Genomic DNA, 24,074 nt, shown 5'->3' on the forward strand with positions numbered 1-24,074 from the left:
CATATGCAGCTGGGAGCTGGACGTATGACCACCGTGACCTGGCAGGACCCGGACGTGCGCGAGGGGTACGCGCATATCGCGCGGCGCGTCCCCTTCGTGTACGGGCTGACGAACTACATCGCGGCCACCCTCAGCGCCAACGTGCTGCTGGCGGCCGGGGCCGGGCCGGCCATCGGCGCCGTGGCGGACTGGACGACCACGTTCCCGGCCGGGGCCAGCGCCGTCTGGATCAACGCGGCCGCCCTGATGAGCAGTGACGAGGAGTCGCTGCGCGAGGTGGCCCGGACGGCGCACGAGGCCGGCACGCCGTGGGTGCTCGACCCGGTCGCGGTCGGGGCGGGCGCGGTCAAGTACGACGACTTCGTCCGTTCGCTGCTGGAGTGGAGGCCCGCCGTCGTGCGGGGCAACGCGAGCGAGCTGCTCGCCCTGGCCGGCGGCGCGGCCACCGGCAAGGGCGTGGAGACGACCGTCGACTCGGCCGACGCGGTCGGGGCGGTGAGCGAGTTCGCCCGGGAGACCGGAACGGTCGTGGCCATCAGCGGGCCCGTCGACTACATCTCCGACGGCACCCGGACGGTGCGGGTGCCCGGCGGGGACGTACGCCTGACGAAGGTGACCGGGGCCGGATGCGCTCTCGGCGCGCTCACCGCGGCGGCCGTCTTCGCCACCGGGGACGCGTTCCAGGGGGCCGTCGTCGCCCATGCCGCGTACGCCGTCGCGGCCGAGCGCGCGGGGAGCCGTACCACGGGAACCGGGTCTTTTGCCGTGGCTCTGGTCGACGAATTGTCGGTGCTGTGATCCACCTCGGCGCCTTCCTCAACGCAGGTGTGCAGGGAACCGCGGGCTGGCGGCATCCCGGTGCGGCGCCCGGGTTCCTGACGGCCGCGCATTACGCCCGGATCGCGCGGACGCTCGAAAGTGGACTGTTCGACTTCGCGTTCGTGCCGGACGCGCTCAGCGTTCCGCGCAGTCTCGGTGACTCGTTCGAGCCGGCGGTGAAGTGGGGTTCGGGCACGCCGAGGCTCGATCCGGTGCCGGTCATCAGCGTCATGGCCGCCGCGACCACCCACCTCGGCGTGGCGGCCACCGTGTCGACCGGCTATCACGAGCCGTACAACGTGGCCCGGGAATTCGCGACCATCGACCACCTGACCGGCGGCCGCTCCGGATGGAACGTCGTCACCAGCTTCCAGGACGCCGAGGCGCGGAACTTCGGCCAGGACAGGCTGCCGCCGCGCCCGCGGCGCTATGCCCGCGCCGAGGAGTTCCTCGAGGTCGCCACCCGGCTGTGGGACAGCTGGGGCGACGACGCGATCGTCGGCGACAAGACTTCCGGCGTCTTCGGCCGGCCCGAGCGGGTCGAGGCGATCGACCACGACGGCGAGCTCTTCACGGTCCAGGGCCCGCTGAGCGTGCCGCGTCCGCCGCAGGGCTATCCGGTGATCATCCAGGCCGGCGCGAGCGAGTCCGGCCGTGACTTCGCCGCCCGATGGGCCGACGTCATCTTCTGCAGCCACGAGTCGCTGGAGTCGGCCGTCGCCTTCTACGCCGACGTGAAGGCCCGCGCCGCCGCGCACGGCCGTGATCCCTCCCAGATCAAGATTCTTCCCGCGGCCACGCCGGTGATCGGCCGGGACATCGAGGACGCGCTGGCCAAGCACGAGGCGTTCGCCGATCTCGTGTCGGTCGAGGCCGGTCTGTCGCGCCTGGCGTACCACGTCAACGTCGACCTGACGAAGTACGATGTGGACGGTCCGCTGCCGGCCCTCGATGAGGTCGGCGTCGAGGGTCACTACCGCGAGGTCGTCGAGTTCGCCGAGCGCGAGAAGCTCACCGTCGGGCAGATCGGCCGCTGGTACGGCGCCCGCACCGAGGGCCGCCTGCTCGGCTCGGCCGCCGACATCGCCGGCACCATCGAGCAGTGGGTCGCCGCGCGGGCCGCCGACGGCTTCGTCATCCAGGCCACGCACGTGCCGGGCGCCTTCGACGAGTTCGTGACCGAGGTCGTTCCGGAACTTCAAAGACGAGGCTTGTTCCGTACGGCCTACGAAGGCACCACGCTCAGAGAGCATCTCGGCCTGAGCCGCCCCGAGCGCGGCGAGTGGAAGGCCCGGCGCAAGTGACAAACGCCCGCGACACCATTTACCGCGCCGTGCTCGACCGGCTGACACACGGCCACTACCGCGACGGCGCCCCGCTCATCCCGCAGCAGCTCAGCGACGAGTTCAACGTCTCGCGGACGCCCGTGCGGGAGGCTCTGGCCCTGCTGGAGCAGGACGGCCTGCTCGTCTCGGGCAAGCGCGGCTTCGAGGTCCGCCCGCGCAGCGACCAGGAGATCCTCGACATCTTCGAGACACGGGCCATCCTGGAGTCGTCGGCCGCCTACGCCGCCGCGACCCGGGCCACACCCATCGACCTCGCCCGCCTGCAGGACCTGCACGACCGGTCGCAGGCCACCGACGACCCGGCCGAGATCCGCCGCGTCTTCAATCACTTCCACGACGCCGTGCGCAACGCCGCGCACAACCGCACGATCACAACCCTGCTCCGTACGATCGAAGCGCAGGTGAAGGTGTCCGCTCCCTGGACCACGCCGGGCGGCGCGCGCGAGTTCGGCCCCAGCTACGCCGAGCACGCCGCGGTCCTCGGCGCCATCCGGTCCGGCGACGCGGCGGGCGCCCGCACGGCCAGCCTCACCCACAGCGCCCACGACCGGGACACGCGGGTCAGTCAGTTGATCGTCCGGATGGCCGAGGACCTCACCGCGCCCGACTCCACCGCCGCCGGCTTCCTCGACCGCCACAGGGGCTGACCCAGCAGAACCCCGGCGAAGACCAACACCAGACCCCCGATCTGCTGTACGGACAGAGCCTCGTGGGCGATCGCCGTGCCCAGCAGCACCCCGGTCGCCGGGTTGAGCAGGCCGACCAGCCCGACCGTGCCCGCGCTCAGATGGCGCAGCCCGGTGAACCAGGCCGCGAAGGCGACCGCGGTCGCGATCACGGTGATGTAGCCGAAGCCCAGCACAGCCGCCCCGTCCAGGGCCGGCGGCGCCCCTTCCAGCAGCATCGCGGCCGGGACGAGCATGGTCCCGCCCGCGATGAGCTGCCACGAGGTCAGCGAGAACACGTCGACGTCGGCGCTCCACTTCTTGGCCAGGATGTAGCCGAACGACGACATGACCATGGCCGACACCGACGCCAGCACGCCCCGCGCGCCGACCGCGACCGGCCCGGTGAACAGCATCAGGCAAACACCCAGCACCCCGACCGCCGCGCCCACGAGGTGCGCGCCCCGGGGCCGCTCGCTCAGCGCCGCCCACGCGAAGAGCATCAGCACGACCGGCGAGGTCGCCATGATGGTGGAGGCGATGCTGGTCGGCAGCGTCTGCGCCGCGAGGTAGACCAGCGCGAAGAACGCACCCATGTTGAGCGTGCCCAGCACCAGCGACTTCCACCACCACGACCCGGACGGCAGCTTCCGGCGCACGAGCAGCAGCAGAAGCCCGGCCGGCAGCGCCCGGATGGCCGCGCCGTAGAGCGGGTAGTCGGCCGGCAGATATCGGTGGGTCACGAAGTAGGTGGTCCCCCACGCGATCGGCGCGAGCGCCGTGATGACCGTCCACCGCCAAGTAGCTTCCACGGAAGGTACTATAGCTTCCATGGAAGCTATCGACCACGTGTCCCGCATCCAGCAGGCGTGGGCCCGCGAACGCCCCGACCTCGACGTCACCCCCCAGGGCGTGATCGGCCGCCTGCACCGCGTCGCCGGCCACCTCACCGACCAGCTCACGGTCGTCTACCGCCGCTACGGCCTGGGCGAGGGCGACTTCGACGTGCTGGCCGCGCTGCGCCGGGCCGGCGCCCCTTACGAGCGAGCCCCCGGCGAGCTGGCCGCCCACACGATGGTCACCACGGGAGCCATGACCAAGCGCATAGACCGCCTGGAACGCGACGGCCTGGTGACTCGCCGCCCCAGCACGACCGACGGCCGGGGCCGGGTGGTCGCCTTGACCGAGGCCGGCCGCACATTGATCGACCAGGCTTTCACCGACCACATGCGCAACGAGCGCCGCTTGCTGGACGAGCTCTCCCCCGACGACGCCGCCACTTTGGAGGCCATCCTGACCCGCTGGCTGGCCCGCTTCGAGACGCCGTAGCTCGCAAGCCACCTCACGGCCGCCGGCGGCGGATCTGTCGTCGAACTGACATAGGCCACGGGTAGCGGCTTAGCGGCGCTTGTATTGTCCCCAGCCGCCCAGGGCGCTAAGCATGATCCCTCTTATGTCCGGTCACGTTCAGGGCTCAAAGGTGAGCCATGGCTGAGTTCTGGGCCTTGATGCACAAGGTTCTCGCCCGATCGAGTACCGTCTGGCGGCTCCTCTGGCTCGTTTTCTGCCTCGTGGTCATCTGCCTGGCGGGAGCGCCCGCACTCCGGTGGGTCGTTCCGTACGTGCTCGCCGGTATAGGCGATCAGCCCTCGACTCCGCTGCTCCCGAAGAAAGCTGACGCCGAGCCGCCGCCCGTCGGACCCTTCCTCACCTGGGTGCTACCTACGATCTTCTGGATTCTTGGTGCCGCCTGCGTGATCAAGCAGCTCTTCTTCCCATGAGATCGCCGGCTGCCCGGCAGGCGAGAGGAGGGATCTCATGGCACGCGTCTTCATCACCGGGTCGGCGGACGGCCTCGGGCGGGCGGCCGCGCGGACGCTGCTCGGCGAGGGACACGACGTCAGCAACGCCGTCGATCCGGGCTGGGTTCCGACCCGGATGGGCGGCCCCGGCGCCGACCCCCACTTCCAGGACCGTCTGCTCGACGCCCTGGCCGAGCTCACCGGCACGCCGCTGCTGCTCTGACCGGCGCCGTCAGGTGGGGTGGTGGCCGTCGTCGGCCATCTCGATGGAGCGGCGGATCGCCCTCTGCACCTGGTGGAAGACGCGGTCGTCGCGGCTCGCGTAGACCACCACCTCGGCGCCGTGATGCTTCGCGTGGATCTCCCATGTGCGCGTTCGGCGGCCCAGCGCCGCCCAGACGCAACCGATCGCGAGCACGTCGACGACGGCCGCCGTGACCCACATCGGTGTGCTGTCGGCGTACACCGCCGCCGCCAGGGCGACGATCGCGACCAGCACGCTCACCCCCGCCAGCACACTGGCGCCGGCGCTCGGCGGCGGCGGGGCCCCGCGGACGATGCCGAGCTCGCGCAGCTCGCGGCGCGGGAACGTGCGCACCGGCTCGGTCAGCCAGACGATGTGGTCGCTCGTGACGACGGCATCCGGGCCCCGGTAGTAGATTCTCGTCACGCGGCCACCCCCACCGAAGCGTATGCATCCACGCCCTTGATCGCAGCGCTCGGTCAGCGAAGTGACTTCCGCGCCCCGCAGTCCTCGAGCCAGCGGACCAGCTGACGGTGGACGGCGTCGGCCCCGTAGAGCATCGTCTCGCCCGGTTCCAGCTTCAGCGGCCAGTCGGCCGGGTGCACCAGCACGGCCTCGTTCTGCCAGCCGCCGAGGCCGCCGTGACATCCCACCAGCTCCTCGAAGGCGTGCACCTCGCGGGTGCGCTCGTCGAGGGTCGAGTGCACGTACAGGTCCGGCGCGTTGGGCATCGCCGCCACGCGCGCCAGGTCCCGCGCCGCCCTCTTCCCGAACGGTTCCAGGGGATCGGCGCCTTCGATCAAACCCTCTCCGAGCACGTGTACGCCGTCACGGCCGACCGCCAGCGGCCCGCGGGCACTGTCCACGACCAGGAATCCGATCCCCGGCTCGCCCAGCAGACCGGGGATCAGGTTCGGGAAGTGCCGCCCCAGTTCCTCGATCGGCACCCGGCCCGGGCGCCGCGGGAACCAGACCAGCCCGAGGTTGCCCGAGCCGACCACCACCAGCTCGGGCCGGTCGCCGTCGGGGGCCGCCCCGTGGCCCGGGTCGGGCCCGAGCTTCTTCGATTTGCCGAGCACCTCGGTGAGCATCGCGTTCAGCGGCCCCCACGTCTCCGCGTCCCGGGTGTCGGCCAGCGTCGACACCCGCGACGCGCCCGTGTGCTCCCGGACCGCGTCCTCCAGGGGCCGCCCGCTCAGCTGCCGGAACGTGGCGCCCTGGCTCTGGCCGTGGTCGGAGAGCACCACGAAGCGATAGGGCCGGGGCGCGGCCGCCGCGACCCGTTCCAGGGTCGACAGCACCCCGTCGAGCCCGGCCAGGGCGGCCAGCGACTCGGGGCGCAGCACCCCCGCGTGGTGGGCGATCTCGTCGTAGTCGACGAAGTCCACGAAGATGACCGGCGCCGCCGCCATCATGTGCTCGGCCACCAGCGCCACGTTCAGGTCGCGGAGCAGCACGTTCGTCAGGCCGCGCAGCGCCACGTACGACCCGCGCCGGGAGACCCGGGGCTCGATGCCGCGCAGGCGCTGCTGGCGGCCCTGGTAGACCTCCTTGACCATCTCCCCGATCGTGCGCACCAGGGCCCGCACCAGCACGAACGGGCTGGCGAAGAAGCGTACGTAGGCCTTGCCCGGACCCAGCCCGAAGCTGCTGCCGGCCCGGCTCATCACCACGTGCGCGGTCGGCGCGTCCCCGCTGAACATGTTCGAGATGCTGACGCCGCCCTCGGCCAGCAGGCCGTTGCCGTCGGACAGGCGGGCCTCGATCGCCGCCGCGTCGGCCGGCCGGTTGGCCACGAACAGCCGGCCGGCCTCCTTGTCGTACCACCGGAAGGCGGGAATTCCGTCGTTGGTGCCGTGCAGGAGCCCGGCCTGGCTGGCCGGGGTGGTCGACGGCACCCGGGCCCACCAGCGCGCCGCGTCGTGCGTCCCGGAGCGGATCCAGCGCGACAGCGTCGGCAGCGTCCCGGCCGCCGTGCCCACCTCCAGCACCGGGAACGGCAGCCCGTCGATCTGCACGATGACGACGCCCTCGGCGCCGCCGCTCTCGGCCGGCCGGCGCCGTACCCGTCCCCGGTGGATCAGATCGGCGACCAAATACGAGCTGTCGTTGACCCCGAGCAGCCAGCGGGTCACCGCCAGCACGACCGACACGATCAGCAGCGTCCAGGCGGCCGTGCCCCAGCCCGCGACCGTCACCCCGGGCACCACCACCAGGGCCGCCTCCACGACCGCGACCTGGGCCGCGATCCCCAGCAGCAGCGAGATCACCGCGCCCACCCGCCCGGCCAGCACCCGCAGCACGGGCAGGACGGCCGCGTCCACGAGGCCGAGCAGCGTGGCGATCAGCAGGGCCAGCCAGGACGACGAGAACGCCAGCCCGTCGAGCACCGCGGCCGCCACGAGCAGCGCCACCGCCGTCGGCACGAGCCCCAGCATGGCGTCCCGGACGTCCCGCCCACCCATTTGATGATCTTACGAAATGCCACGCCAAGTTACGGCGCAGACACTATGCGTATCTGATCGGCCGATGCATTCCGGCACCGCCGCACGTAGGAAGTGTGCACGGGGTGGCACCGCGACGAGCTGAGGGGGCCGACGTGGAAGGTCGCCAGAAGTACCACGACGGCACCTTCCTGGCCGGGCTGTCCGACCAGGAGCGCATGGGGCTGTTCCGCCTGGGCCAGCGCCGGGACTTCCGCAACGGCAGCTATCTGCTGCGCCAGCAGGACCGCGGCCGCGACGTCTTCGTGGTGCTGCACGGCCGGGTCGAGATCTTCATGCTCGACCGGCGGCAGCGCCCGCAGCGCATCGCCGTGCGGGTGCCGGGCGACGTGCTCGGCGAGATGGCGTACGTCGACGGACGGCACCGCTCGGCCTCGGTCGTCGCCGCCGGACCGGTCATCACGCACAGCCTGCCCGCGGCCTCGTTCGACCGCTATCTGCGGGAGTTCCCCGGCGCGTACCGCCATCTGACCCGCACCCTGATCGACCGTCTCCGCGCCGCCGACAACCGGCAGGTCGAGATCGGCTCCGACGTCGAGTCACGCCTGGCCGCGGCCCTCTACCTCCTGGCCACGCAGGGTGACGATCACAACGGCGTTCATGTCGTACGCCGTACCCAGCGCGAGCTCGGTCAGATGATCGGCGCCTCGACCGTCTCGGTGCACCGGGCTTTGCGAAAACTGGCTGGTCGCGACTGTGTCCGTACGGAATATCGGGAAATCGTGGTCCTCGACCTCGACAACCTGGCCTCGGCGGCCGGCGCCCGCACAACTATGCATCGCCTGATGTAGATCAGTTGGCGGCCCCGGAATCGGTCACTCACAGTGGAGAACACTCCTTTACTGATCAAGGTGGATATCGATGACTCGCACGCTGCCCGTCCCCGGAATCGTGTCCAACTGCGACGTCGTCGCCTCGAGCGCCGGAGGCTACACACGCCACGCCGAGCTCAACGGCGCCGCCCGCTCGCTGATCGCCGGCGCCGTCCGGACGTCGTCCGCTCCGGCGGGATGGATCCGCGACAGCCAGGGCGACGGCGAGGTCACGGTCGCACCGGCCGCGATCCCGGCCGCCTGGATGCTCTGGGACTTCCTCAACGAGATGTACGCGGGCGTGATGGCGTACAACCGCAACAAGCACGAGGACCACCGGCTGCGCCTGCGCTTCGGCCTGGCCGGCGGCGACGTGCTGATCGAGGAGGGCGTCCCGCGCGGCGGCGACCCCCTCGTCCTGGCCGCCCGCCTGCAGAACTCGCCGGCCGCCCGCGAGGCGACCCGGGCACTGCCGGAGGTCCCGCTGGTCGCCGTCGTCGCCGACGACCTGTACCAGCGCGTGGTCCCGCACGGCGCCAACGGCTTGCAGCCCCGCCAGTTCCGCGGCGTGACGGTCGACGTCAACGACGTCAAAGTCCTGGCCTGGCTGTACGTCCCCCACTCCTACCCACCGCACGTCGGCGCCACCGCGGCCCGGCCCGCGGCCCCGGCCCCGCCGCCCGCACAGCCCGCTCCGCCCGCCGCCTCGAAGTTCGACATCCGCATGGACCGCCCGTCGGGCGTCCAGATCGGCGACAACGGCCAGATGTGGGTCGGCCGGCATGAATGACGAGACACCGCCCCCGCCACCACCGGACCAGCCACCGGCACCGGCGCCGGCACCACCGGAACCTGAACCCCAGCCCCAACCCCAGCCTCAGCCTCAGCCTCAGCCCGAGGCGGCCTCGCGCGCGCCGGAGAGCGACAGCACCAGGAAGGACTACGACGACTTCGCCAACCCGGGCGGAACGGCCGCGACCGGACCGGCCAAGCCGGACGACAGCTGGGGCGGCGACGCCGGCGGGGCTGACCTCGGCCCGGATCGCGGCTACCACGCGAAGATCGACGGCGGCTACACGACCATCGGCGACAACGCCCGCACCTTCGTCTACAACCTGCGCAACGGCCGCGAGATCGCGATCCTGCGCTACCACCGCGGCCCGGAATGGGTCGCCCGCGCCCTGGACATCTTCGTCCCGCCGGCCAACCATCAGTCCTGCTACCGGACGCTGACCGAGGAGCGGCTGCTCTACCTCTGCGGACCGGCCGGCAGCGGCCGCCGCCTGTTCGCCGAGATGCTGTTGAAACTCGCCGTCGGCGAGGACCGGATCTGCGGCCTCCAGGTGAACCAGACCGACGTGCCCCTGACCGCTCTGGCCGGCGAGAACGACCTGCTCGCCGACTGCCACGGCTTCGGCGTCGTCCTCGAACTGGCCGCGCCCGGCCCGGTGGCCCCGGCGACCCTGGCCGCCCTCGCCGGCATGGCCGAGAAGGCGGACGCGTTCATCGTCGTGCTCGGCGAGCCGGGCGCCACCGCCGACCAGCCCCTGCACCCGTACGACGCGCTGATGGAGCCGGCCCCGCCGGAGGAGGTCCTCCGCACGCATCTGCTGCGCGAGCTGCGGGACCGCCGCGAGCGGGGCGACACGGTGCCCGGCGCGGACCCGGACGACTTCGTGCGCCTGTGCCGGAAGACGGACAAGGTCCAGGAGCGGCTCACCGCCGATCCGCTGCCCGGTGCCGTGGCCGACCTGGCCCGCGCCCTGGCCGTCTGGAACGGCACCGGCGAGGACGACCTGGACCTCGCGCTCAACCGGATCCGGGCCAAGGTCCGGGAGCTGGCGGCCCGCCTGGTCAAGGGCGAGGGCGACGCCGAGGCCACACCGGCCACCCCGCGCCGGCAGGCCGTGCAGATCGCGCACGCCGCGTTCGACGGGCAGCCCCTGGCCGACGTGTTCGAGGCCGGGCAGGTGCTGCTCGACATCCTCGACCACCTGGCCAGTGGCGGCGCCGACCGGCCGCGGGCCGTGTTCGACGCCGACGTCGACCGCATGCTGCGCCTGCCCGACGGCACCGTGCTGACCCGGCTCGAGGCCACCGACAGCCCGCGCCGGGCCCACTTCGTCGACCCCGGGTTCGCGCCCGAGGTGCTCGACGTGGTGTGGAACGACTTCGACACCGTCCGCGTGCCGCTGCTGTTCTGGCTGCACCAGCTGGTGGACGACGGCCGGCCGGCGATCCGGCGGCGGGCCGCCTACACGGCGGGTGCGCTCGCCGTCCGCGACTTCGACGAGGTCTGGCGCTATCTGATCAAGCCGTGGGCGCGCTCGGGCAGCGGCGTCCAGCGGCAGGCGGCGGCCTGGGCCATGGACGCGCTGGCCGCCGACGGCCGTCTGCTCTGGCTGGTGCGCGCGCTGGTGCGTGACTGGGCGCGCAGCCGCAATCCTCAGCTGCACGACGCGGCCGCGCGCGCCTACGGCACCTCGCTCGGCGCCGCCCTTCCGGAGGACGCGCTGGCCGACCTGCGCCTGCTGGCCGGGCGCGACGACCTCAACGGGAGCGCCTCCGTGGCGTACGCGATGAAGTTCCTCTACATCGCCGCCCCCGAGCTCACCCGCGCCGCGCTGGTCAGCTGGAACGCCGACGAGCTGTACCGGCTGCGGGTGCACGCCGCCCGTTCGCTGATCCTGCTGGCGCGCTATCCCGCCGCCGCTCCCCGGCAGCAGTGGCCGGTCCTGCTGGCCGACGTCGAACCGGGCGACCTGGCCGGCCTCTGGCGGGGCGCGCTCGCCGGGCCGACGACGATGCGGCGGGCCTGGAGCGAGCTGCGGATCTGGCTGCAGTGCGCCGACGCGGATCCCGATTTCGCGGACCGGATGGCGGAGCTCGGCCGCCTGGTCCTCGCCTCCTCCCTCGAGGACCGGGGCCGCTTCTATCTCCGGCGGTGGCGGCGGGACTGCGCCACGGCCGCCCGGCTCTACGACTCCCTTGGAGACCCCGCATGAGCAAGTCGTTCTTCCAGCGCTTCCGGGACCTGTTCCGCCGCCGGCGGGAGCCCGCGCCCGAGCCGATCAGCTACCGCCCACCGGATCAGCCCTTCACCATTTCGGCGCTGTGCCGGGGCGACGTCCACGAGTTCCAGGTCAGCGTCGAGACGGAGTGGACCGGCGACAACGTGCTGTACGAGGCCGTGGTCCGCCAGGCCGGCAAATACCAGTCCAGTGTCCAGGACACGCACCGGCGCCGGATCTGGCAGATCGCCCGCAACTACGGCCCGCACGAGGCGGCCGACGCCGAACGGGCGATCCAGCAGGACCTGGGGACGATGTGTTACAGCACCGACAACGGCCAGGTCCGCTGCACGTCGTACTTCCGGGTCACGCCCGACCCCCGCGTGCGGGAGCATCTCACGCAGTTCGTCCTGCGCGAGGTGAACGCCGACAGCGAGGCGGTCCTGGCCCGGCAGCGGGTGGTGCTGGCCCGCGAGCTCACCGGCAAGTGGTCCGGGCTGCTGACCGACCTCGGCGTGAGCCCGGTCAAGCTGAGCGCCACCGCCCTGGCCGACCCGCACTTCTCGGCCGAGCTGGGCCGGCTGGCCGACCGCCGCCGCCTCTCGGCCCGCGAGCTGGTCGACGTGCTCGGCGAGGCGGCCAAGGACCACGGCCAGCTCGGCATGTACGAGATCGCCGAGCTGTACGCCACGGCGGTCGCGGCCTACCAGCGCCAGATGGAGGTCCAGGACAGCGCCTTCATCCGCGAGGTGATGGACATGGAGCCCCCGGAGCCCGCCCGATGACCCGGCCAGGCACAGCCCTCACTCTCGCCCTCCTTCTCCTCCTCGGTGGCCTGGCCGCAGCGTGTGGCGACGGGCCGGATGTCTGCGACGGCATGACCGGCCGGGACGCGGGACAGGCCGCGACCACGACGGTGCTCATCGATGTCAGCGGGTCGGCCCGGGTGGGAAGGACCGCGCCCGACTACGCCGCCGCCCTCGACGGCCGGCTCGACCAGGCGATCGGCCGCGGCGACGTCGTGTCGATCGGCTCCTTCGACGGATCGGCCTCGACGGTCAGGTGGGCGCTGCAGAACCACCTGACCCGCTCGGACGCCAACCGCGAGGAGAACCGGAAGAAGCAGCGGGCCAACTTCAAGGACTGCCTGACCGGCGCCGCCAAAAGGGCCGCCACCCGCCCCGCCGAGACCGCCAGATCGGACATCGGTGGTGCGATGAACGTCGCCGCGGCGGCCGGCCCGGGGACCGTCGTCGTCGCCACCGACGGGATCGGCACCACCGGATGCCTGAGCCTGTCCTCGCCCTCGGCCGGCAGGTCACGCTGGATCGACGACCTCGTCGGCACCTGCCCCGGCCGGGACGGCTGGCCGTCCGCGCTGGCCGGCAAGAACCTCGTGATGCTCGGCGTCGGGCAGCCCGCCGACGGCGTTCCCCCGCCCACCACCGGCACCGTCGAGTTCCTCGGGCGCCTGTGGCAGCGTACGTGCCTGGCCGCCCGAGCCCTCTCCTGCGAGATCTCCACCGCACCGGTCGCCCGCGGCGACGGCGCCGCCGAGTCCGCCCACGCCGATCCTCCCGTCACCTTCGTGGCCGACGACGGGCCGCCCCCGATCTCGCCCGGCCCCGTCTTCAACCTCTCTTCCGAGGAGTTGTTCGCCCTCGACTCGGACGAGCTCAGCGAAGGCGCCGAGGCCCGGCTGCGGGCCCTGGCCGACGACCTGCGCCGGCGGAACCCGGTCGCCGTCCACGTCGTCGGGCACACCGACACCCGGGGCAGCGTCGAGCACAACCGCGACCTCTCGCAGCGCCGGGCCGCCCGCGTGTCGGCCGTGCTGAGCGCGGCCGGGATGCCCGGCGTGACCAGTGACGGCAAGGGCGAAGCCGATCCACTGTGCACCGTGGGCAAGCGGCCGGACGGGTCGTGGAACGAGCCGTGCCTGCAACGGGACCGGCGGGTCGAGATCACGATGAAGGTGAAGGACGGGCCGGCCTGATGACCGAGATGACGCGACCCGGCGAGACCTCGAACGGCCGCCGCTATCCGAGCACACCGTGCGGCGCCGGCTTCCCGCCGGTCCTTCCGCTGATGCCGGCCGGTAACAGGCAGGAGCCGTACGACCGGAACGAGCTCTCCTACGCCGAATCGGCCCGGCTGACCCGGGCCACCATGGCCGCCGAGGCGGCGATCGTGGCCGCCCGCGACGGCATCCGCGAGGCCCACCGGCGCCTGGTCACCGCCTGGCACCGCGGGGAGACCGCCGTGCGCCGGGTGGAGGAGTACGCGGCCGAGCACCGGCACGGCGAGGCCGGGCGGTCCCGGCGCCGGGTGCTCGACCGGCACGCCGGCGACGGGGCCGAGGACCGGCGGGCCCGGCCGCGCTGGCTGAGCTGGTGGCTGGTCTGGCCGCTGATCCTGATCAGCGCGGCCTACGACACCGCGTTCTTCGCCGGCACGTTCCAGACCGCGCTCGACGTGCCGGTGGACGCGCCGTGGTGGCACACCGCCATCTCGTACATCCCGGGCTTCGGCATCGCGATGGCGCTGATCCTGGCCGGCAGCTGGCTGGCCGTGCCGTTGCTGCGCCACCGCAACCGGGCCGAGCGGCGGCCCACCCGGGGCCGGCTCGACTGGCGGGTCGTGCTGTCCCGGACCTTCCTGCGGTGGCGGCCGTCGGTGGAGACCCGGCGGCCCGGCGACCTGCCGTGGCCGAGCTGGCCGTTGCCCGTCGCCTTCCTGCTGGCCCTGGTCGGCGTGCTCGGCGCGTGGGCCTGGCTGCGCGGCGACGGCCTGATCGACGACCGGCTCCGCGGCCCGCTGGCCGCGCTGCTGGTGCTGCTGACGGTGTCGGCCATCGCCTTCAAGGCGAGCGCCCACAACCCGTTCAAGGACCGGGACGTCGAGTCCCGCGTGGGTTTGGCCAGGAGCGGCGAGGAACTGACCCGGCTGGAGAAGGGCGCCCGCGACGAGCTCGGCGAGCACACCACGGCCTGGCAGGACTTCCACGCCGCGGTCGAGGACGCGGCGGCCGATTCCCGGCGGCATGTCGTGCAGGCGTGGGCCGAGATCGCCGACGAGCGCGGACGGCACGGTCTCACCGGGCCGATCGCCCCGCGGTTCGCCTCGGCCGACGGCGAGGGCGTGATCTTCGAAGGGCTGCTGCCGGCGCCGGCCGTACGGAGCCTCGTGCTGGGCGACGCCGGCCAGGCCGTCGAGCGCTACCGGCCCAGCGCACTCGAGGATCGGCTGACCACGGCCCTGCGCGCGGCGACCGACCAGCTGAGCCGGGCCATGGACCCGTCAGGTGAGCAGCAGGATCGCGGCCACCACCGTCGCGAGGACGACGATGGTCCACCGCAGGGCCCCGGCCGGTAGCCGCTGGGCGACGCGGGCCCCGGCGACGCCGCCGGCGATCGTGGCCGGGGCCAGGACGGCCACGACCGCCCAGTTCACCGGCCCGAAGACGCTGTAGGTCAGCACCGTGGTCACGCCGACCACGGCCGAGAAGACGTTCTTCAGCGCGCTGATCCGGCGCAGCGTCTCGTCGAGCACGAGCGACAGCGCGGCGATGAGGAGCAGCCCCATCGCCGCGTTGAAATAGCCGCCGTACAACCCGCAGAGGAAGACCGCGACCTGCACGAAGACCACGGGATTGTCCCTGGGCGGGCCGGCCAGCGAGCGCAGCCGTTTCTGGAAGGCCATCATCGCGGCCGCCGCCAGCAGCAGGAACGGCACCACGAAGTCGAAGACCGAGCGCGGTGTGAACAGCAGCAGGGAGCTGCCGCACAACGTGCCCACCACGATCGCCGGGATGATCGTGACGATCCGGCGGCCCTGGCCCACCAGGTCGGGCCGCCCGGCGAAGGCGCTGGCGGCGTATCCGGGCGCCACCGACAGCGCGTTGCTCACGTTGGCCGCCACGCCCGGCAACCCGAGCGCGACCAGCAGCGGGAAGGTGATCAGCGAGCCGCCACCGGCCACGGCGTTGACGGCGCCGGCGAGCAGCCCGCCCCCGAGCAGGGCGGCTATCTCGGCGGTGGTCAGCGCTTGTGCTCCCGCAACAGCTGCACGAGGTGCTTGCCCGGGGTGTCGGCCAGGTCGGCCGCCTGCGTGCGGCAGGAGAAACCGTCGGCCAGGAAGATGTCGCCCTCCTCGGCCTTGTCCAGGGCGGGCAGCAGCTGCTGCTCGGCCACCTGCACCGACACCTCGTAGTGGCCGCGCTCGACGCCGAAGTTGCCGGCCAGGCCGCAGCAGCCGCCGAGCCGCTTGACGGTCGCGCCGGCCTTCTTCAGCAGCTTGGCGTCGGCGTCCCAGCCCATCACCGCGTGGTGGTGGCAGTGCGGCTGCGCGATGACCCGCACCCCTTCCAGCGACGGCGGCTCGTAGCCCTCGGTCTCGGCCAGCAGCTCGGCCACGGTCTTCGTCGCCGCGGCGACGTCACGGGCCTTGTCGTTGTCGACCAGCTCGACCGCGTCCTGTCGCAGCACTCCGGTGCACGAGGGCTCGAGCCCGACCACCGGGATGCCCTGCTTCACCGACTCGTGCAGCTCGTCCACCGTCTTGCCGAGGATCCGCCGCGCCGCGTCGAGCTGCCCGGTCGAGATCCATGTCAGACCACAGCAGGCTTTCCGGCTCGTCACCTGCGGCGCGTACCCGGCGTCTTCCAGCACGTCCACGGCCGCCTGAGCGATCTCCGGCGAGAAGTGATCGGTGAAACTGTCCACAAACAACACAACCGGTTTGCCCAAATTTTTCGGCTCATAAGACGCGCGGAACGTGGACGCGGCAAATGTCGGGATCGACCGCCGCTTGTCCACACCCGCGAAATACAACGCGAGCCCCCGGATACCGGGCAGAGAGGTCATCAGGTTCGCCAGAGCGGGCATCCTCGACGCCAGCCGGGACCACCGAGGCAGCCACCCCAGCGAGTAATGCGACCGCGGCCGCGCGCGCCCCTGGTAACTCTGATGCAAGACCTCGGACTTGTACGCCGCCATGTCGATCCCGGTCGGGCAGTCCGAGGCACACCCCTTGCAGGACAGACAAAGATCAAGCGCATCGTGTACGGCCTCGGCCCGCCAGTCAGGCGCAAGGTCGCCGTCGAGCATCTCCTGCAGCACGCGCGCCCGGCCCCGCGTCGAGTCCTTCTCGTTCTTGGTGGCCAGGTATGACGGGCACATCACCCCGCCCAGCACGGTGGTGTCGGCCCGGCACTTGCCCACGCCCGTGCACCGGTGCACGGCCTGGTTGAAGTCGCCGCCGTCCGCGTGGTAGGCCAGCGCGAGCGGCACCGTCACCGGCCGCGCCCGCGACACCCGGATGTTCGCGTCGACCGGGTCGGGATCGACCAGGTTGCCCGGGTTCAGCAGGTTGCCCGGGTCGAACGTGTGCTTGATCCGCCGGAACAGGTCGATCGCGGCCGGCGAGTACATCCGGGTCAGCAGCTCGCTGCGGGCCCGCCCGTCGCCGTGCTCCCCCGACAGCGAGCCACCGTAGCTCACCACCAGATCGGCCGCGTCCTCCAGGAAGGCCCGGAACTTGCCCGGCCCGCCCGGCTTGTCCAGCGGGAAGTCCAGGCGCACGTGCACGCAGCCGTCACCGAGATGCCCGTACGGCATCGCGGTCAGCCCGTGCCGTTCCACCAGCACGTCGAAGTCACGAAGGTAGGCGCCGATCTTCTCGGGCGGCACGGCCGCGTCCTCCCAGCCCGCGTGGGCCGGCAGCCCGCTCGGCGCCCGCCCGGCCAGGCCCGCCCCGTCCTCGCGGATCTTCCAGAGCGGCGCCGCCTCGGCCGTGTCCTCGACCACCCGCGAGTCGACCGCCCCCGAGGCCGCGACCAGTCTCGCCGTACGGTCGCGGACCTCGTCCTGGTCCTCTCCGGCGATCTCCACCATGAGCCAGGCCGTGCCACCCGGCAGCGGCGGCACCGCGCCCGGACCGCGGCGGCTGCGCACCACGTCGCAGATGCGGGAGTCGATGCCCTCGCACGCGGTCGGCTTGAACCCGAGGATCTCCGGGATCACGTCACCGGCCGTGCCGAAATCGGGATAACCGAGAACGACGAGCGTCCGGTACGCCGGATCGGCCACCAGACGTACCGTCGCCTCGGTGATGACCGCGAGCGTCCCCTCGCTGCCGACCAGGAACTCGGTCAGGTTGAAGCCGTTCTCCGGCAGCAGGTGCTCGACCGCGTAGCCCGACACCTGACGGCCGAAGCGCGCGAACTCCGTACGCCCGGTGGCCAGGTTGGCCCCGATGACGTTGCGCAACTCGTCGACGACCTTGTCGGCACCGCTCGTCTCGGCTCCGGTGATCAGCCGATCGCCGTCGATCGTCAAAGCCCTCAGACCGGAGACATTGTCCGATGTACGCCCGTAGCCCAGCGTCCGGGCGCCGCACGAGTTGTTGCCGATCATCCCGCCGATCGTGCACCGGGTATGTGTGGACGGATCGGGACCGAACCGCAGCCCGTACGGCTTGGCCGCCGCCTGCAACGTCGCCTGGATCGTTCCGGCCTGCACCCGCGCGGTCCGCGCCTCGGGGTCGATCTCGAGCACCTTGTTCATGTGCCGGCTGAAGTCGAGCACCACGCCCGGGCCGATCGCGTTGCCCGCCACCGACGTGCCCGCGCCCCGGGCCGTGATCGGAACGCCCAGCTCGCGGCACACCCGCAGGGTCGCCGCCACATCGTCGTCGTGGCGCGGCCGCACGATCGCCCGCGGCACCACCCGGTAGAGCGAGGCGTCGCTCGAATAGGCCGACCGGTGCGCCGCATCGGTGAGAACGTCGGCCACACCGGCCCGGCGCAGGCTGTCGGTCAGGTCGGTGTCGCTTGTCATGTCCGGTTCCAGTGGGGCTGCGTAGCGGCGGTGTCCTCGGCCTTGTGGGCGTCGCCGTCATGGTAGTCGCCGTCCGGGCCACCCCAGCGCACCGGGCGCGTGGGCCATAGATCACACTGCTGCCCATGGCGAACGTGACTGTGCTCGGCGCCGGCGCCGCCGGCCTGGCCGTGGCGGCCCAGCTGAAGGCCAACGGCGTGGACAGCGTCGTGCTGGAGCGCGGCCCGGAGGTGGCCACCAGCTGGCGGGGCCGCTACGACCGGCTGCGCCTGCACACCGTGCGCCGCCTGTCCGGCCTGCCGGGTTTCCCGATCCCCCGCGAGTACGGCCGGTGGGTGCGCCGGGACGACCTGGTGCGCTACCTGGAGGCGTACCGGGAACGCTTTGCCCTTGATGTCCGCACCGGCACCACGGTCGAACGGGTCAAGCCGGGCGGCGAGCGCTGGTCCTTGCAGTTGGCCGACGGTGCGGAGCAGACGACGCGCACGCTGATCGTCGCCACCGGATATCTGCACACCCCGGTCGTGCCGCGGTGGCCGGGCCTGCCGTCATGGACCGGAACGCTGATCCACTCGTCGGCCTACCGCAACGCGGAACCCTTCCGCGGCAAGAACGTCCTGGTGGTCGGCCCCGGCAACAGCGGCGCCGAGATCGCCACCGACCTGGCCGAGGGCGGCGCCGCCTCGGTCAGCCTGGCCATCCGCACGCCACCGCACATCGTCCGCCGCACGACCGCGGGCTGGCCCGCCCAGATGAACGGCCTGCTGCTCAGCGGCCTGCCCGAGCCGGTCTTCAACTCGATGGCGGCCACGATGGCACGCATGGAGGTGCCCGACCTTCGCCAGTACGGCGTGGCGCGCCCCACCGAGGGCCTCAAGACCCGCCTGCGCACCCAGCGCTACGTCCCGTTGCAGGACGTGGGCATCGTCCGCGACGTCCTGGCCGGCCGGGTCCGCCCGGTCGCGGCGGTCGAGTCCTTCACGCCGTCCGCGGTTCAGCTGGCCGACGGCACCACCATCGAGCCGGACGTGGTGGTCGCGGCCACCGGTTACGGCACCGGGCTGCCCGCCCTGTTCGACGACCCCGCGCTGTTCGACGACACCGGCGTCCCGCTGGTGCACGGCGGCCCGTCGGCCCGTCCCGGCCTGTACTTCATGGGCTACAACGTGACCCTCGGCGGCATGCTCCGTGAGCTGGCCATCGAGTCCCGGCGGGTGGCCCGGGCCGTCGCGGCTCCTTAAGGTCGCCGCAGCGCGTCGTACATGCGCCACCCGGCGATCACCGACCCGCCGGTCAGGATCAGGTACAGGAGCATGAGGGCGGCCGCGCCCCCGACACCGGCCACACCCAGGAACAGGGCGAAGCCGAACGCGGCGGCCCCCGCCCCGACGGTCAGCACCCAGCCGGCGGCCTTCTGCGCCGGCTGCCAGTGCGGCGACCCGCTGGCCAGCAGCATGCCCGCCACCGGCCCGGCGACCGGGATGAGCACGGCCCCGACGGTCATGAGCCCGACCGCGGTGTACTCGGCCGCCCCGCCCCGGGCGACCGCTCCCCCGCCGGTGGCGGCCGGCGGAGGAGGCGGAACCAGGGCGGGCAGCCGGATGTGGGCCGGCACGCTCCCGCGGCGCACGGCCGCCACCAGGTCCTCCGGCGGCCCTAACCGGCGAATGATCTCCGCCGGATCCTCGAGCGGCGAGCTGGGCGACGTACGCCGCACCGCGATGTAGTCGGCCACGGTCGTCATGAGCTCGTCGCGAAGCTCGGGCGCCAGGTCTTCGCTCTGCGCCCACAGAGCGGCCAGGTAGTCGAGCACAACAACGTCGGTGTGTGCGAGCGGTGCCGTCGTCATTTGTGGTCCCCCGTTACTGGTCCGGCGCGATGGAAACAGCTTCGCCCGGCCCCACCCCCACCAACATCCACCCTCGGACGGAATCCCCTTGGCCGCCTCTACCTTTCGGCCGATGCACCGCGCTGGTTACGGTGCCGAGGTGAGGATCGCCGTCGCACAGACCGAGGTCACCACCGATCCGGTGGCGAACGGCCGAGCCATCCGAGCCGCGATGCGCCAGGCCGCCGACCAGGAGGCACGCCTCGTCCACTTCTCCGAGGGCGCGCTATCGGGCTACGCCGGCATGGCGAAGACGTACTACGCGGGCTGGCGCGTGAATGGGGAGCCGGTAGCGGACGAGCTGCGCCACACGATGGCGCTGGCCGCGGACCTGGGCATCTGGGTGGTGGCGGGCGGCAACCACCACTTGACCGGCCGCCACCGCCCCCACAACTCCCTCTGGGTGATCGACGATCGGGGCCGCCTGGCCGATCGCTACGACAAGCGCTTGCTGTCCCACTCCGAGATAAGCGGCTACTACACCCCCGGCGACCACACGTGCACGTTCGAAATCGACGGATTCCGTTTCGGCTGCCTGCTCTGCATCGAGGTGAACTTCCCCGAGCTGTGGCTGGAACAGCGCTCCCTGGACGTGGACTGCGTCCTGTTCTCCAGCTTTTCCGAGGACCCCATCTTCGAGGTGATGGCCCGGGGCCACGCCGCCGCGAACAACTATTGGGTGAGCATGGCCGTCCCGGCCCAGTGCGCCCCCGCCACCCCGTCGGCGGTGATCGGCCCCCACGGCTACGTACTGCGCCAAGCTTGTACGGAAGGTCCCGACGTGATCTGTGTCGACCTGGACCGCGCCGACCCGGCACTCGACGTCGCCCTCACGAAGGCCCGCCCCTGGCGCGCCATCGCCCGGGCCGGGGACATCTATGCCGCCGCCCGGGTCACCGACCCTCGCAGCGCGGACCACACCGGCATCTGACGAATCGAATCAGCCGATCCTGGCCGAGTAGCTCTCCGCGTCATACCACTCCTCCACACCGGCGATGACGTCGAGCATTTCCAGGGCTTCATCGGTGCCCAGCCCGGCGAGGTACTCCTTCGTCCGCGCCGGCCCCGCCCCGAGCAGAAGTTCGGCGTCGATGGCACCCGTGGCGTCCATGCTGGTCCGGCGGGCACGATGAATCAGGAGCGCGTCCTCGACCTGCCCGCCGTGCCACAGCTGAACGGCGCAGATCCGCATGAGCTCGGTGTTGCCGGGAACCGAGCCCACGCCGGCATAGGTGTCCGCCTCGTTCCGGGTCTCGCGAACGAGAATCTCCCGGACAGCCGGAAGGAGCCCAGGCTCAACGTGGAGACCGTGGACGGCCAGATATCGCTCGGCGTCGCGCTCGTACCGGTCATAGACGTCCACCTACACTCCCAGCATGGTGCGTGCCGACAGCTTAGGTGGAGGGGCCAAGTCATGTGGGCCGTGATCGGTGTGTGGGAGATCGACCCGTCGGTCATCGACGAGTTACGCGCCCAGGTCCCTCTGATGGCGTCAAGCAAGGTAGGAACGCCCGGCTTCGTCCACGGCACATGGACACTCGACGGCCACATGATGCAGGTATACGCCGACGAGAACAACGCGAGGCGCTACCACGAAGCGATGCTGGCCCAGGGCGCCACCGAGCGCCCGGGCGTGCGCTGCCTCGTATGGGACGTCGCCGAAGTCGGTGCCGAATCATCGGCCCCGGACCGCTCCTGACAGCCAATCCGCGGTCACATCACCGCGGAAAGACCCCGTCGACGCAAATACGATGTCGGCGTCTTCGGAACCGTAAGCAGATCATCGTCGTGGCGACATTCTGTTGGAGCGCAGACGCCGCGGATTTGTCGGATCTGAAGCACCTGATCATGTTGATCGAATGAGCATTCGCGCTCACGGATCCTCCGCTGTGCTGAGGATTCAGATGCAGGACGACGATCTCGGAGATCGTCAAGCACAGCAGTTCCTGTCGCCCGCCGTCATAACGCGCGGCGAACACGGTATCCGGGCGAGGTCGATCACTTGATCGCGTCGTCGCCTACGATGGCAGCTTGCCACTGGCATCATTTTCTCAAATACCCCACGAAGGAGGGAATGTTGCGCTCACCCTGGATAAGATCAAGCGATTCCGGCAAGCGCTGAGTTTCGATCTGTTTCTGAACACTCCAATCGGGCAGCCCGTGGGAATCGTCGTTCCCTATTTGCGGTTTCGGCTGGCCACTTCCGTTTCACCGGTCCCTCCGGACATCGAGGATCCAGTAATTACCTGATGTCGCGACGGCACGAAGCAGACGAGACGCCTCGGTGACCGGCTCGCCGATTCCGACTGCGGTCGATGAGACGTCCGAGAACGACGGCCCATGCCCGACGGCGCGCCTCAGCCGCACGTCATGGCAAGGACATCGCGTGGGCGACAGGCATGCGCCACACCGATCGGCGCTCGCACTCGCCGCGGGTCAGTCCTTGCGACCGGTGACCGCGACCGAGACACCCAAGCCGATCATCGTCAGGCCGCCCAGGCCGCCGACCATCGACAGGCGGCGTGGGGAGCGGGCGAACCACGTGCGGGTCGTGGCGGCGGCCAGGCCCCAGGCGCAGTCCGACGTGATGGCGACCAGGTTGAAGATGAGGCCGAGCAGGAGCAGTTGGGCTACGACGTGGCCCTGGGTGGTGTCGACGAACTGGGGCAGCACGGCCGAGAAGAAGACGATGCCCTTGGGGTTGGACACGCCGACCGTGAAGCCCTCGCCGAAGGTCCGCAGGCCGCCCCGGGCCGGTCCGCCGGCCACGAGCTTCAAGGTGTGGCGCTCGCGCCACGACCGGACACCCAAGTAGATCAGGTAGGCCGCGCCGGCCAGCTTCAGCGCCGTGAAGACCAGCGCCGACCGCTGCACGATCGGGCCCACGCCGAGCGACACCGCCACCACCAGCACGTAACCGCCCGCCGTATTGCCCAGGACCGAGGCCATGGCGGCCCGGCGGCCCTGTGACAGGGCCCGGCCGACGATGAACAACACGCTCGGGCCGGGGATGACGACGAGCAGGAACGACATCGCCGCGAAGGCGAGCAAGCGGTCTCCGGACACCATCGGGTCATTGGACCACGGCCATGACCATGATCTGTAAAGGTTTTCATGCGCCAAGAAAGAGATCATGGTCGATGCATTGACAGCGGAATGAAACGGATTGCAGTCTGGCCCGCATGGCAGTGACCATCAAGGACGTGGCTCGCGCGGCCGGTGTCTCGGCCGCCACCGTCACCCGGGCGCTGTCCAATCCCGAGGTGGTCCGGCCCTCCACCCGCGACCGGGTCAAGGAGATCGCGGCCAGCCTCGGCTATCACCCCAACCGTGCCGCCCGCGGCCTGATCACCGGGCGCACCGGCAATCTGGGCCTGCTCGTGCCCGATCTCGGCAACCCGTTCTTCCCCAGCATCGTCAAGGGCGTGCAGGCCCGCGCCCACGAGGCCGACCACGCCGTCTTCCTGGCCGACACCGACGAGGATCCGGCGGCCGAGGCCGGCCTCGTGCGCAAGCTGGCCAAGCAGGTCGACGGGGTTCTGCTCTGCTCGCCCCGGATGGCCGAGGCCGACCTGCGCGAGCTGGCCGCCGAGGTGCCCGTCGTGCTGCTCTACCGCCGCATCCCGGGCGTCCCCTCGGTCACGGCCGAGTTCCTCGACGGCATGCGCCAGGCCGTCAGTCACCTTGTCGCGCTCGGGCACCGTCGCGTGGCGTACGTCGCCGGACCCCGATCCTCATGGGCCAACCGGGAACGCGTCCGCTCCCTGCGGACGGTGGCCAAAGCGAAGGTCGACCTGGTCGAGACCGGCAACGTGGTCCCGCAGTTCGAGGGCGGCGTCTCCGTGGCCGACCGGGTGCTGGCCGAGCGGGTGACCGCCGTCATCGCCTACAACGATCTCGTCGCGCTCGGCCTGCTGCACCGCTTCGCGGCCCGCGGCGTCGACGTTCCGGGCGACATCAGCGTGCTCGGCTTCGACGACATCCCCCTGGCCGCGATGGTCCATCCCGCCCTGACGACCGTCGCGCTTCCCAAAGAGCTGGCCGGTCAGGCCGGCGTCGATCTGCTCCTGAAGAGACAAGACAAGGAACGCCGCGAACTACCCACCCAACTGATGGTACGAGGCTCCACCGGCCCCGCCTGAGG

The 24,074-nt window shown here is 71.5% G+C and carries 24 protein-coding genes; 16 read left to right on the forward strand and 8 right to left on the reverse strand.

Annotated features, from left to right (window positions below; translation table 11 throughout):
* Positions 1 to 24 precede the first annotated feature (24 nt).
* Genes thiM through ACFY36_RS31505 form a run of 3 tightly spaced genes read left to right on the forward strand, consistent with a single transcriptional unit; the run spans position 25 to position 2,812 of the window.
* Positions 25 to 798 carry a hydroxyethylthiazole kinase gene (gene thiM, locus ACFY36_RS31495; RefSeq protein WP_499749541.1) on the forward strand — a complete coding sequence of 258 codons (774 nt, stop codon included), beginning with the start codon at positions 25 to 27 and terminating at the stop codon, positions 796 to 798.
* Complete coding sequence (locus ACFY36_RS31500; RefSeq protein ID WP_499749542.1) at positions 795 to 2,123, forward strand: LLM class flavin-dependent oxidoreductase; 1,329 nt, start codon at positions 795 to 797, stop codon at positions 2,121 to 2,123. Before thiM ends, ACFY36_RS31500 begins: the two co-directional genes overlap by 4 nt.
* Positions 2,120 to 2,812, forward strand: coding sequence for a GntR family transcriptional regulator (locus tag ACFY36_RS31505; protein ID WP_499749543.1), 693 nt, complete (start codon positions 2,120 to 2,122; stop codon positions 2,810 to 2,812). The genes ACFY36_RS31500 and ACFY36_RS31505 overlap by 4 nt, the downstream gene beginning before the upstream one ends.
* Here the strand turns inward: ACFY36_RS31505 and ACFY36_RS31510 are convergent.
* Positions 2,731 to 3,642 carry a DMT family transporter gene (locus ACFY36_RS31510; protein ID WP_499749544.1) on the reverse strand — a complete coding sequence of 304 codons (912 nt, stop codon included), beginning with the start codon at positions 3,640 to 3,642 and terminating at the stop codon, positions 2,731 to 2,733. The two genes, ACFY36_RS31505 and ACFY36_RS31510, sit on opposite strands and share 82 nt — an antisense overlap.
* 19 nt (positions 3,643 to 3,661) lie before the next feature.
* Here ACFY36_RS31510 and ACFY36_RS31515 point away from each other — a divergent pair, with 19 nt between their 5' ends.
* From ACFY36_RS31515 to ACFY36_RS31525, 3 genes are all read left to right on the forward strand, one after another.
* Complete coding sequence (locus ACFY36_RS31515) at positions 3,662 to 4,159, forward strand: MarR family winged helix-turn-helix transcriptional regulator (protein ID WP_499749545.1); 498 nt, start codon at positions 3,662 to 3,664, stop codon at positions 4,157 to 4,159.
* A gap of 158 nt (positions 4,160 to 4,317) precedes the next feature.
* Positions 4,318 to 4,611 carry a hypothetical protein gene (locus tag ACFY36_RS31520; protein WP_499749546.1) on the forward strand — a complete coding sequence of 98 codons (294 nt, stop codon included), beginning with the start codon at positions 4,318 to 4,320 and terminating at the stop codon, positions 4,609 to 4,611.
* A 37-nt stretch (positions 4,612 to 4,648) separates the two neighbouring features.
* The gene (locus ACFY36_RS31525; RefSeq protein WP_499749547.1) at positions 4,649 to 4,855 is read left to right on the forward strand and encodes a hypothetical protein; all 207 of its coding nucleotides are present in this window, start codon (positions 4,649 to 4,651) and stop codon (positions 4,853 to 4,855) included.
* A gap of 9 nt (positions 4,856 to 4,864) precedes the next feature.
* Here ACFY36_RS31525 and ACFY36_RS31530 read toward each other — a convergent pair whose 3' ends face one another.
* Complete coding sequence (locus tag ACFY36_RS31530; protein ID WP_499749548.1) at positions 4,865 to 5,302, reverse strand: DUF6232 family protein; 438 nt, start codon at positions 5,300 to 5,302, stop codon at positions 4,865 to 4,867.
* Between the two features lie 53 nt (positions 5,303 to 5,355).
* The gene (locus ACFY36_RS31535) at positions 5,356 to 7,341 is read right to left on the reverse strand and encodes an alkaline phosphatase family protein (RefSeq protein ID WP_499749549.1); all 1,986 of its coding nucleotides are present in this window, start codon (positions 7,339 to 7,341) and stop codon (positions 5,356 to 5,358) included.
* A 134-nt stretch (positions 7,342 to 7,475) separates the two neighbouring features.
* Here ACFY36_RS31535 and ACFY36_RS31540 point away from each other — a divergent pair, with 134 nt between their 5' ends.
* The 6 genes from ACFY36_RS31540 (at position 7,476) to ACFY36_RS31565 (ending at position 14,578) form a co-directional block, all read left to right on the forward strand.
* Positions 7,476 to 8,171: a Crp/Fnr family transcriptional regulator gene (locus ACFY36_RS31540; RefSeq protein WP_499749550.1), complete on the forward strand. Its 696-nt coding sequence runs from the start codon at positions 7,476 to 7,478 to the stop codon at positions 8,169 to 8,171.
* 70 nt (positions 8,172 to 8,241) lie between these two features.
* Positions 8,242 to 8,982 (forward strand): hypothetical protein, encoded by a 741-nt coding sequence (locus tag ACFY36_RS31545; RefSeq protein ID WP_499749551.1) that lies wholly within the window; start codon positions 8,242 to 8,244, stop codon positions 8,980 to 8,982.
* Positions 8,975 to 11,197, forward strand: coding sequence for a hypothetical protein (locus tag ACFY36_RS31550; RefSeq protein ID WP_499749552.1), 2,223 nt, complete (start codon positions 8,975 to 8,977; stop codon positions 11,195 to 11,197). The genes ACFY36_RS31545 and ACFY36_RS31550 overlap by 8 nt, the downstream gene beginning before the upstream one ends.
* Positions 11,194 to 11,988, forward strand: coding sequence for a hypothetical protein (locus ACFY36_RS31555; protein WP_499749553.1), 795 nt, complete (start codon positions 11,194 to 11,196; stop codon positions 11,986 to 11,988). The genes ACFY36_RS31550 and ACFY36_RS31555 overlap by 4 nt, the downstream gene beginning before the upstream one ends.
* Positions 11,985 to 13,199, forward strand: a complete 1,215-nt coding sequence (locus ACFY36_RS31560; RefSeq protein ID WP_499749554.1) for an OmpA family protein — start codon at positions 11,985 to 11,987, stop codon at positions 13,197 to 13,199. Before ACFY36_RS31555 ends, ACFY36_RS31560 begins: the two co-directional genes overlap by 4 nt.
* Positions 13,199 to 14,578 carry a hypothetical protein gene (locus tag ACFY36_RS31565; RefSeq protein ID WP_499749555.1) on the forward strand — a complete coding sequence of 460 codons (1,380 nt, stop codon included), beginning with the start codon at positions 13,199 to 13,201 and terminating at the stop codon, positions 14,576 to 14,578. Before ACFY36_RS31560 ends, ACFY36_RS31565 begins: the two co-directional genes overlap by 1 nt.
* Here the strand turns inward: ACFY36_RS31565 and ACFY36_RS31570 are convergent.
* Positions 14,504 to 15,247, reverse strand: a complete 744-nt coding sequence (locus ACFY36_RS31570) for a sulfite exporter TauE/SafE family protein (protein ID WP_499749858.1) — start codon at positions 15,245 to 15,247, stop codon at positions 14,504 to 14,506. The genes ACFY36_RS31565 and ACFY36_RS31570 overlap by 75 nt on opposite strands.
* Positions 15,244 to 18,042, reverse strand: coding sequence for an FAD-binding and (Fe-S)-binding domain-containing protein (locus tag ACFY36_RS31575; protein WP_499749556.1), 2,799 nt, complete (start codon positions 18,040 to 18,042; stop codon positions 15,244 to 15,246). Before ACFY36_RS31575 ends, ACFY36_RS31570 begins: the two co-directional genes overlap by 4 nt.
* Positions 18,043 to 18,167: 125 nt before the next feature.
* On the opposite strand from ACFY36_RS31575, the gene ACFY36_RS31580 reads away from it, so the two are divergent.
* Positions 18,168 to 19,283 carry a flavin-containing monooxygenase gene (locus tag ACFY36_RS31580; protein WP_499749557.1) on the forward strand — a complete coding sequence of 372 codons (1,116 nt, stop codon included), beginning with the start codon at positions 18,168 to 18,170 and terminating at the stop codon, positions 19,281 to 19,283.
* Here the strand turns inward: ACFY36_RS31580 and ACFY36_RS31585 are convergent.
* The gene (locus ACFY36_RS31585; RefSeq protein WP_499749558.1) at positions 19,280 to 19,891 is read right to left on the reverse strand and encodes an HAAS signaling domain-containing protein; all 612 of its coding nucleotides are present in this window, start codon (positions 19,889 to 19,891) and stop codon (positions 19,280 to 19,282) included. The genes ACFY36_RS31580 and ACFY36_RS31585 overlap by 4 nt on opposite strands.
* A gap of 139 nt (positions 19,892 to 20,030) precedes the next feature.
* Between ACFY36_RS31585 and ACFY36_RS31590 the strand changes: the two genes are divergently transcribed.
* Positions 20,031 to 20,861 (forward strand): carbon-nitrogen hydrolase family protein, encoded by an 831-nt coding sequence (locus tag ACFY36_RS31590; protein WP_499749559.1) that lies wholly within the window; start codon positions 20,031 to 20,033, stop codon positions 20,859 to 20,861.
* A 9-nt stretch (positions 20,862 to 20,870) separates the two neighbouring features.
* Here the strand turns inward: ACFY36_RS31590 and ACFY36_RS31595 are convergent, their stop codons facing one another.
* The gene (locus ACFY36_RS31595) at positions 20,871 to 21,293 is read right to left on the reverse strand and encodes a hypothetical protein (RefSeq protein ID WP_499749560.1); all 423 of its coding nucleotides are present in this window, start codon (positions 21,291 to 21,293) and stop codon (positions 20,871 to 20,873) included.
* Positions 21,294 to 21,344: 51 nt separating this feature from the next.
* On the opposite strand from ACFY36_RS31595, the gene ACFY36_RS31600 reads away from it, so the two are divergent.
* Positions 21,345 to 21,629: a hypothetical protein gene (locus ACFY36_RS31600; RefSeq protein WP_499749561.1), complete on the forward strand. Its 285-nt coding sequence runs from the start codon at positions 21,345 to 21,347 to the stop codon at positions 21,627 to 21,629.
* A gap of 737 nt (positions 21,630 to 22,366) precedes the next feature.
* On the opposite strand, the gene ACFY36_RS31605 is transcribed toward ACFY36_RS31600, so the two are convergent.
* Positions 22,367 to 22,999, reverse strand: coding sequence for a LysE family translocator (locus ACFY36_RS31605; RefSeq protein ID WP_499749562.1), 633 nt, complete (start codon positions 22,997 to 22,999; stop codon positions 22,367 to 22,369).
* 113 nt (positions 23,000 to 23,112) lie between these two features.
* Here ACFY36_RS31605 and ACFY36_RS31610 point away from each other — a divergent pair, with 113 nt between their 5' ends.
* Positions 23,113 to 24,072, forward strand: coding sequence for a LacI family DNA-binding transcriptional regulator (locus ACFY36_RS31610; RefSeq protein WP_499749563.1), 960 nt, complete (start codon positions 23,113 to 23,115; stop codon positions 24,070 to 24,072).
* Positions 24,073 to 24,074 lie beyond the last annotated feature (2 nt).

It is taken from the genome of Actinoplanes sp. NPDC000266 (assembly GCF_042899005.1).
GTDB lineage: Bacteria > Actinomycetota > Actinomycetes > Mycobacteriales > Micromonosporaceae > Actinoplanes.

Excerpts from the sequence above, each read along its gene's own strand:
- ACFY36_RS31535 (WP_499749549.1), bottom strand. The coding sequence starts at position 7,341 with ATGGGTGGGCGGGACGTCCGGGACGCCATGCTGGGGCTCGTGCCGACG.
- ACFY36_RS31575 (WP_499749556.1), bottom strand. The coding sequence starts at position 18,042 with ATGACAAGCGACACCGACCTGACCGACAGCCTGCGCCGGGCCGGTGTG.
- ACFY36_RS31515 (WP_499749545.1), top strand. The coding sequence starts at position 3,662 with ATGGAAGCTATCGACCACGTGTCCCGCATCCAGCAGGCGTGGGCCCGC.
- ACFY36_RS31560 (WP_499749554.1), top strand. The coding sequence starts at position 11,985 with ATGACCCGGCCAGGCACAGCCCTCACTCTCGCCCTCCTTCTCCTCCTC.
- ACFY36_RS31600 (WP_499749561.1), top strand. The coding sequence starts at position 21,345 with ATGTGGGCCGTGATCGGTGTGTGGGAGATCGACCCGTCGGTCATCGAC.
- ACFY36_RS31585 (WP_499749558.1), bottom strand. The coding sequence starts at position 19,891 with ATGACGACGGCACCGCTCGCACACACCGACGTTGTTGTGCTCGACTAC.
- thiM (WP_499749541.1), top strand. The coding sequence starts at position 25 with ATGACCACCGTGACCTGGCAGGACCCGGACGTGCGCGAGGGGTACGCG.
- ACFY36_RS31520 (WP_499749546.1), top strand. The coding sequence starts at position 4,318 with ATGGCTGAGTTCTGGGCCTTGATGCACAAGGTTCTCGCCCGATCGAGT.
- ACFY36_RS31610 (WP_499749563.1), top strand. The coding sequence starts at position 23,113 with ATGGCAGTGACCATCAAGGACGTGGCTCGCGCGGCCGGTGTCTCGGCC.
- ACFY36_RS31580 (WP_499749557.1), top strand. The coding sequence starts at position 18,168 with ATGGCGAACGTGACTGTGCTCGGCGCCGGCGCCGCCGGCCTGGCCGTG.
- ACFY36_RS31555 (WP_499749553.1), top strand. The coding sequence starts at position 11,194 with ATGAGCAAGTCGTTCTTCCAGCGCTTCCGGGACCTGTTCCGCCGCCGG.
- ACFY36_RS31550 (WP_499749552.1), top strand. The coding sequence starts at position 8,975 with ATGAATGACGAGACACCGCCCCCGCCACCACCGGACCAGCCACCGGCA.
- ACFY36_RS31545 (WP_499749551.1), top strand. The coding sequence starts at position 8,242 with ATGACTCGCACGCTGCCCGTCCCCGGAATCGTGTCCAACTGCGACGTC.
- ACFY36_RS31525 (WP_499749547.1), top strand. The coding sequence starts at position 4,649 with ATGGCACGCGTCTTCATCACCGGGTCGGCGGACGGCCTCGGGCGGGCG.
- ACFY36_RS31565 (WP_499749555.1), top strand. The coding sequence starts at position 13,199 with ATGACCGAGATGACGCGACCCGGCGAGACCTCGAACGGCCGCCGCTAT.
- ACFY36_RS31605 (WP_499749562.1), bottom strand. The coding sequence starts at position 22,999 with ATGGTGTCCGGAGACCGCTTGCTCGCCTTCGCGGCGATGTCGTTCCTG.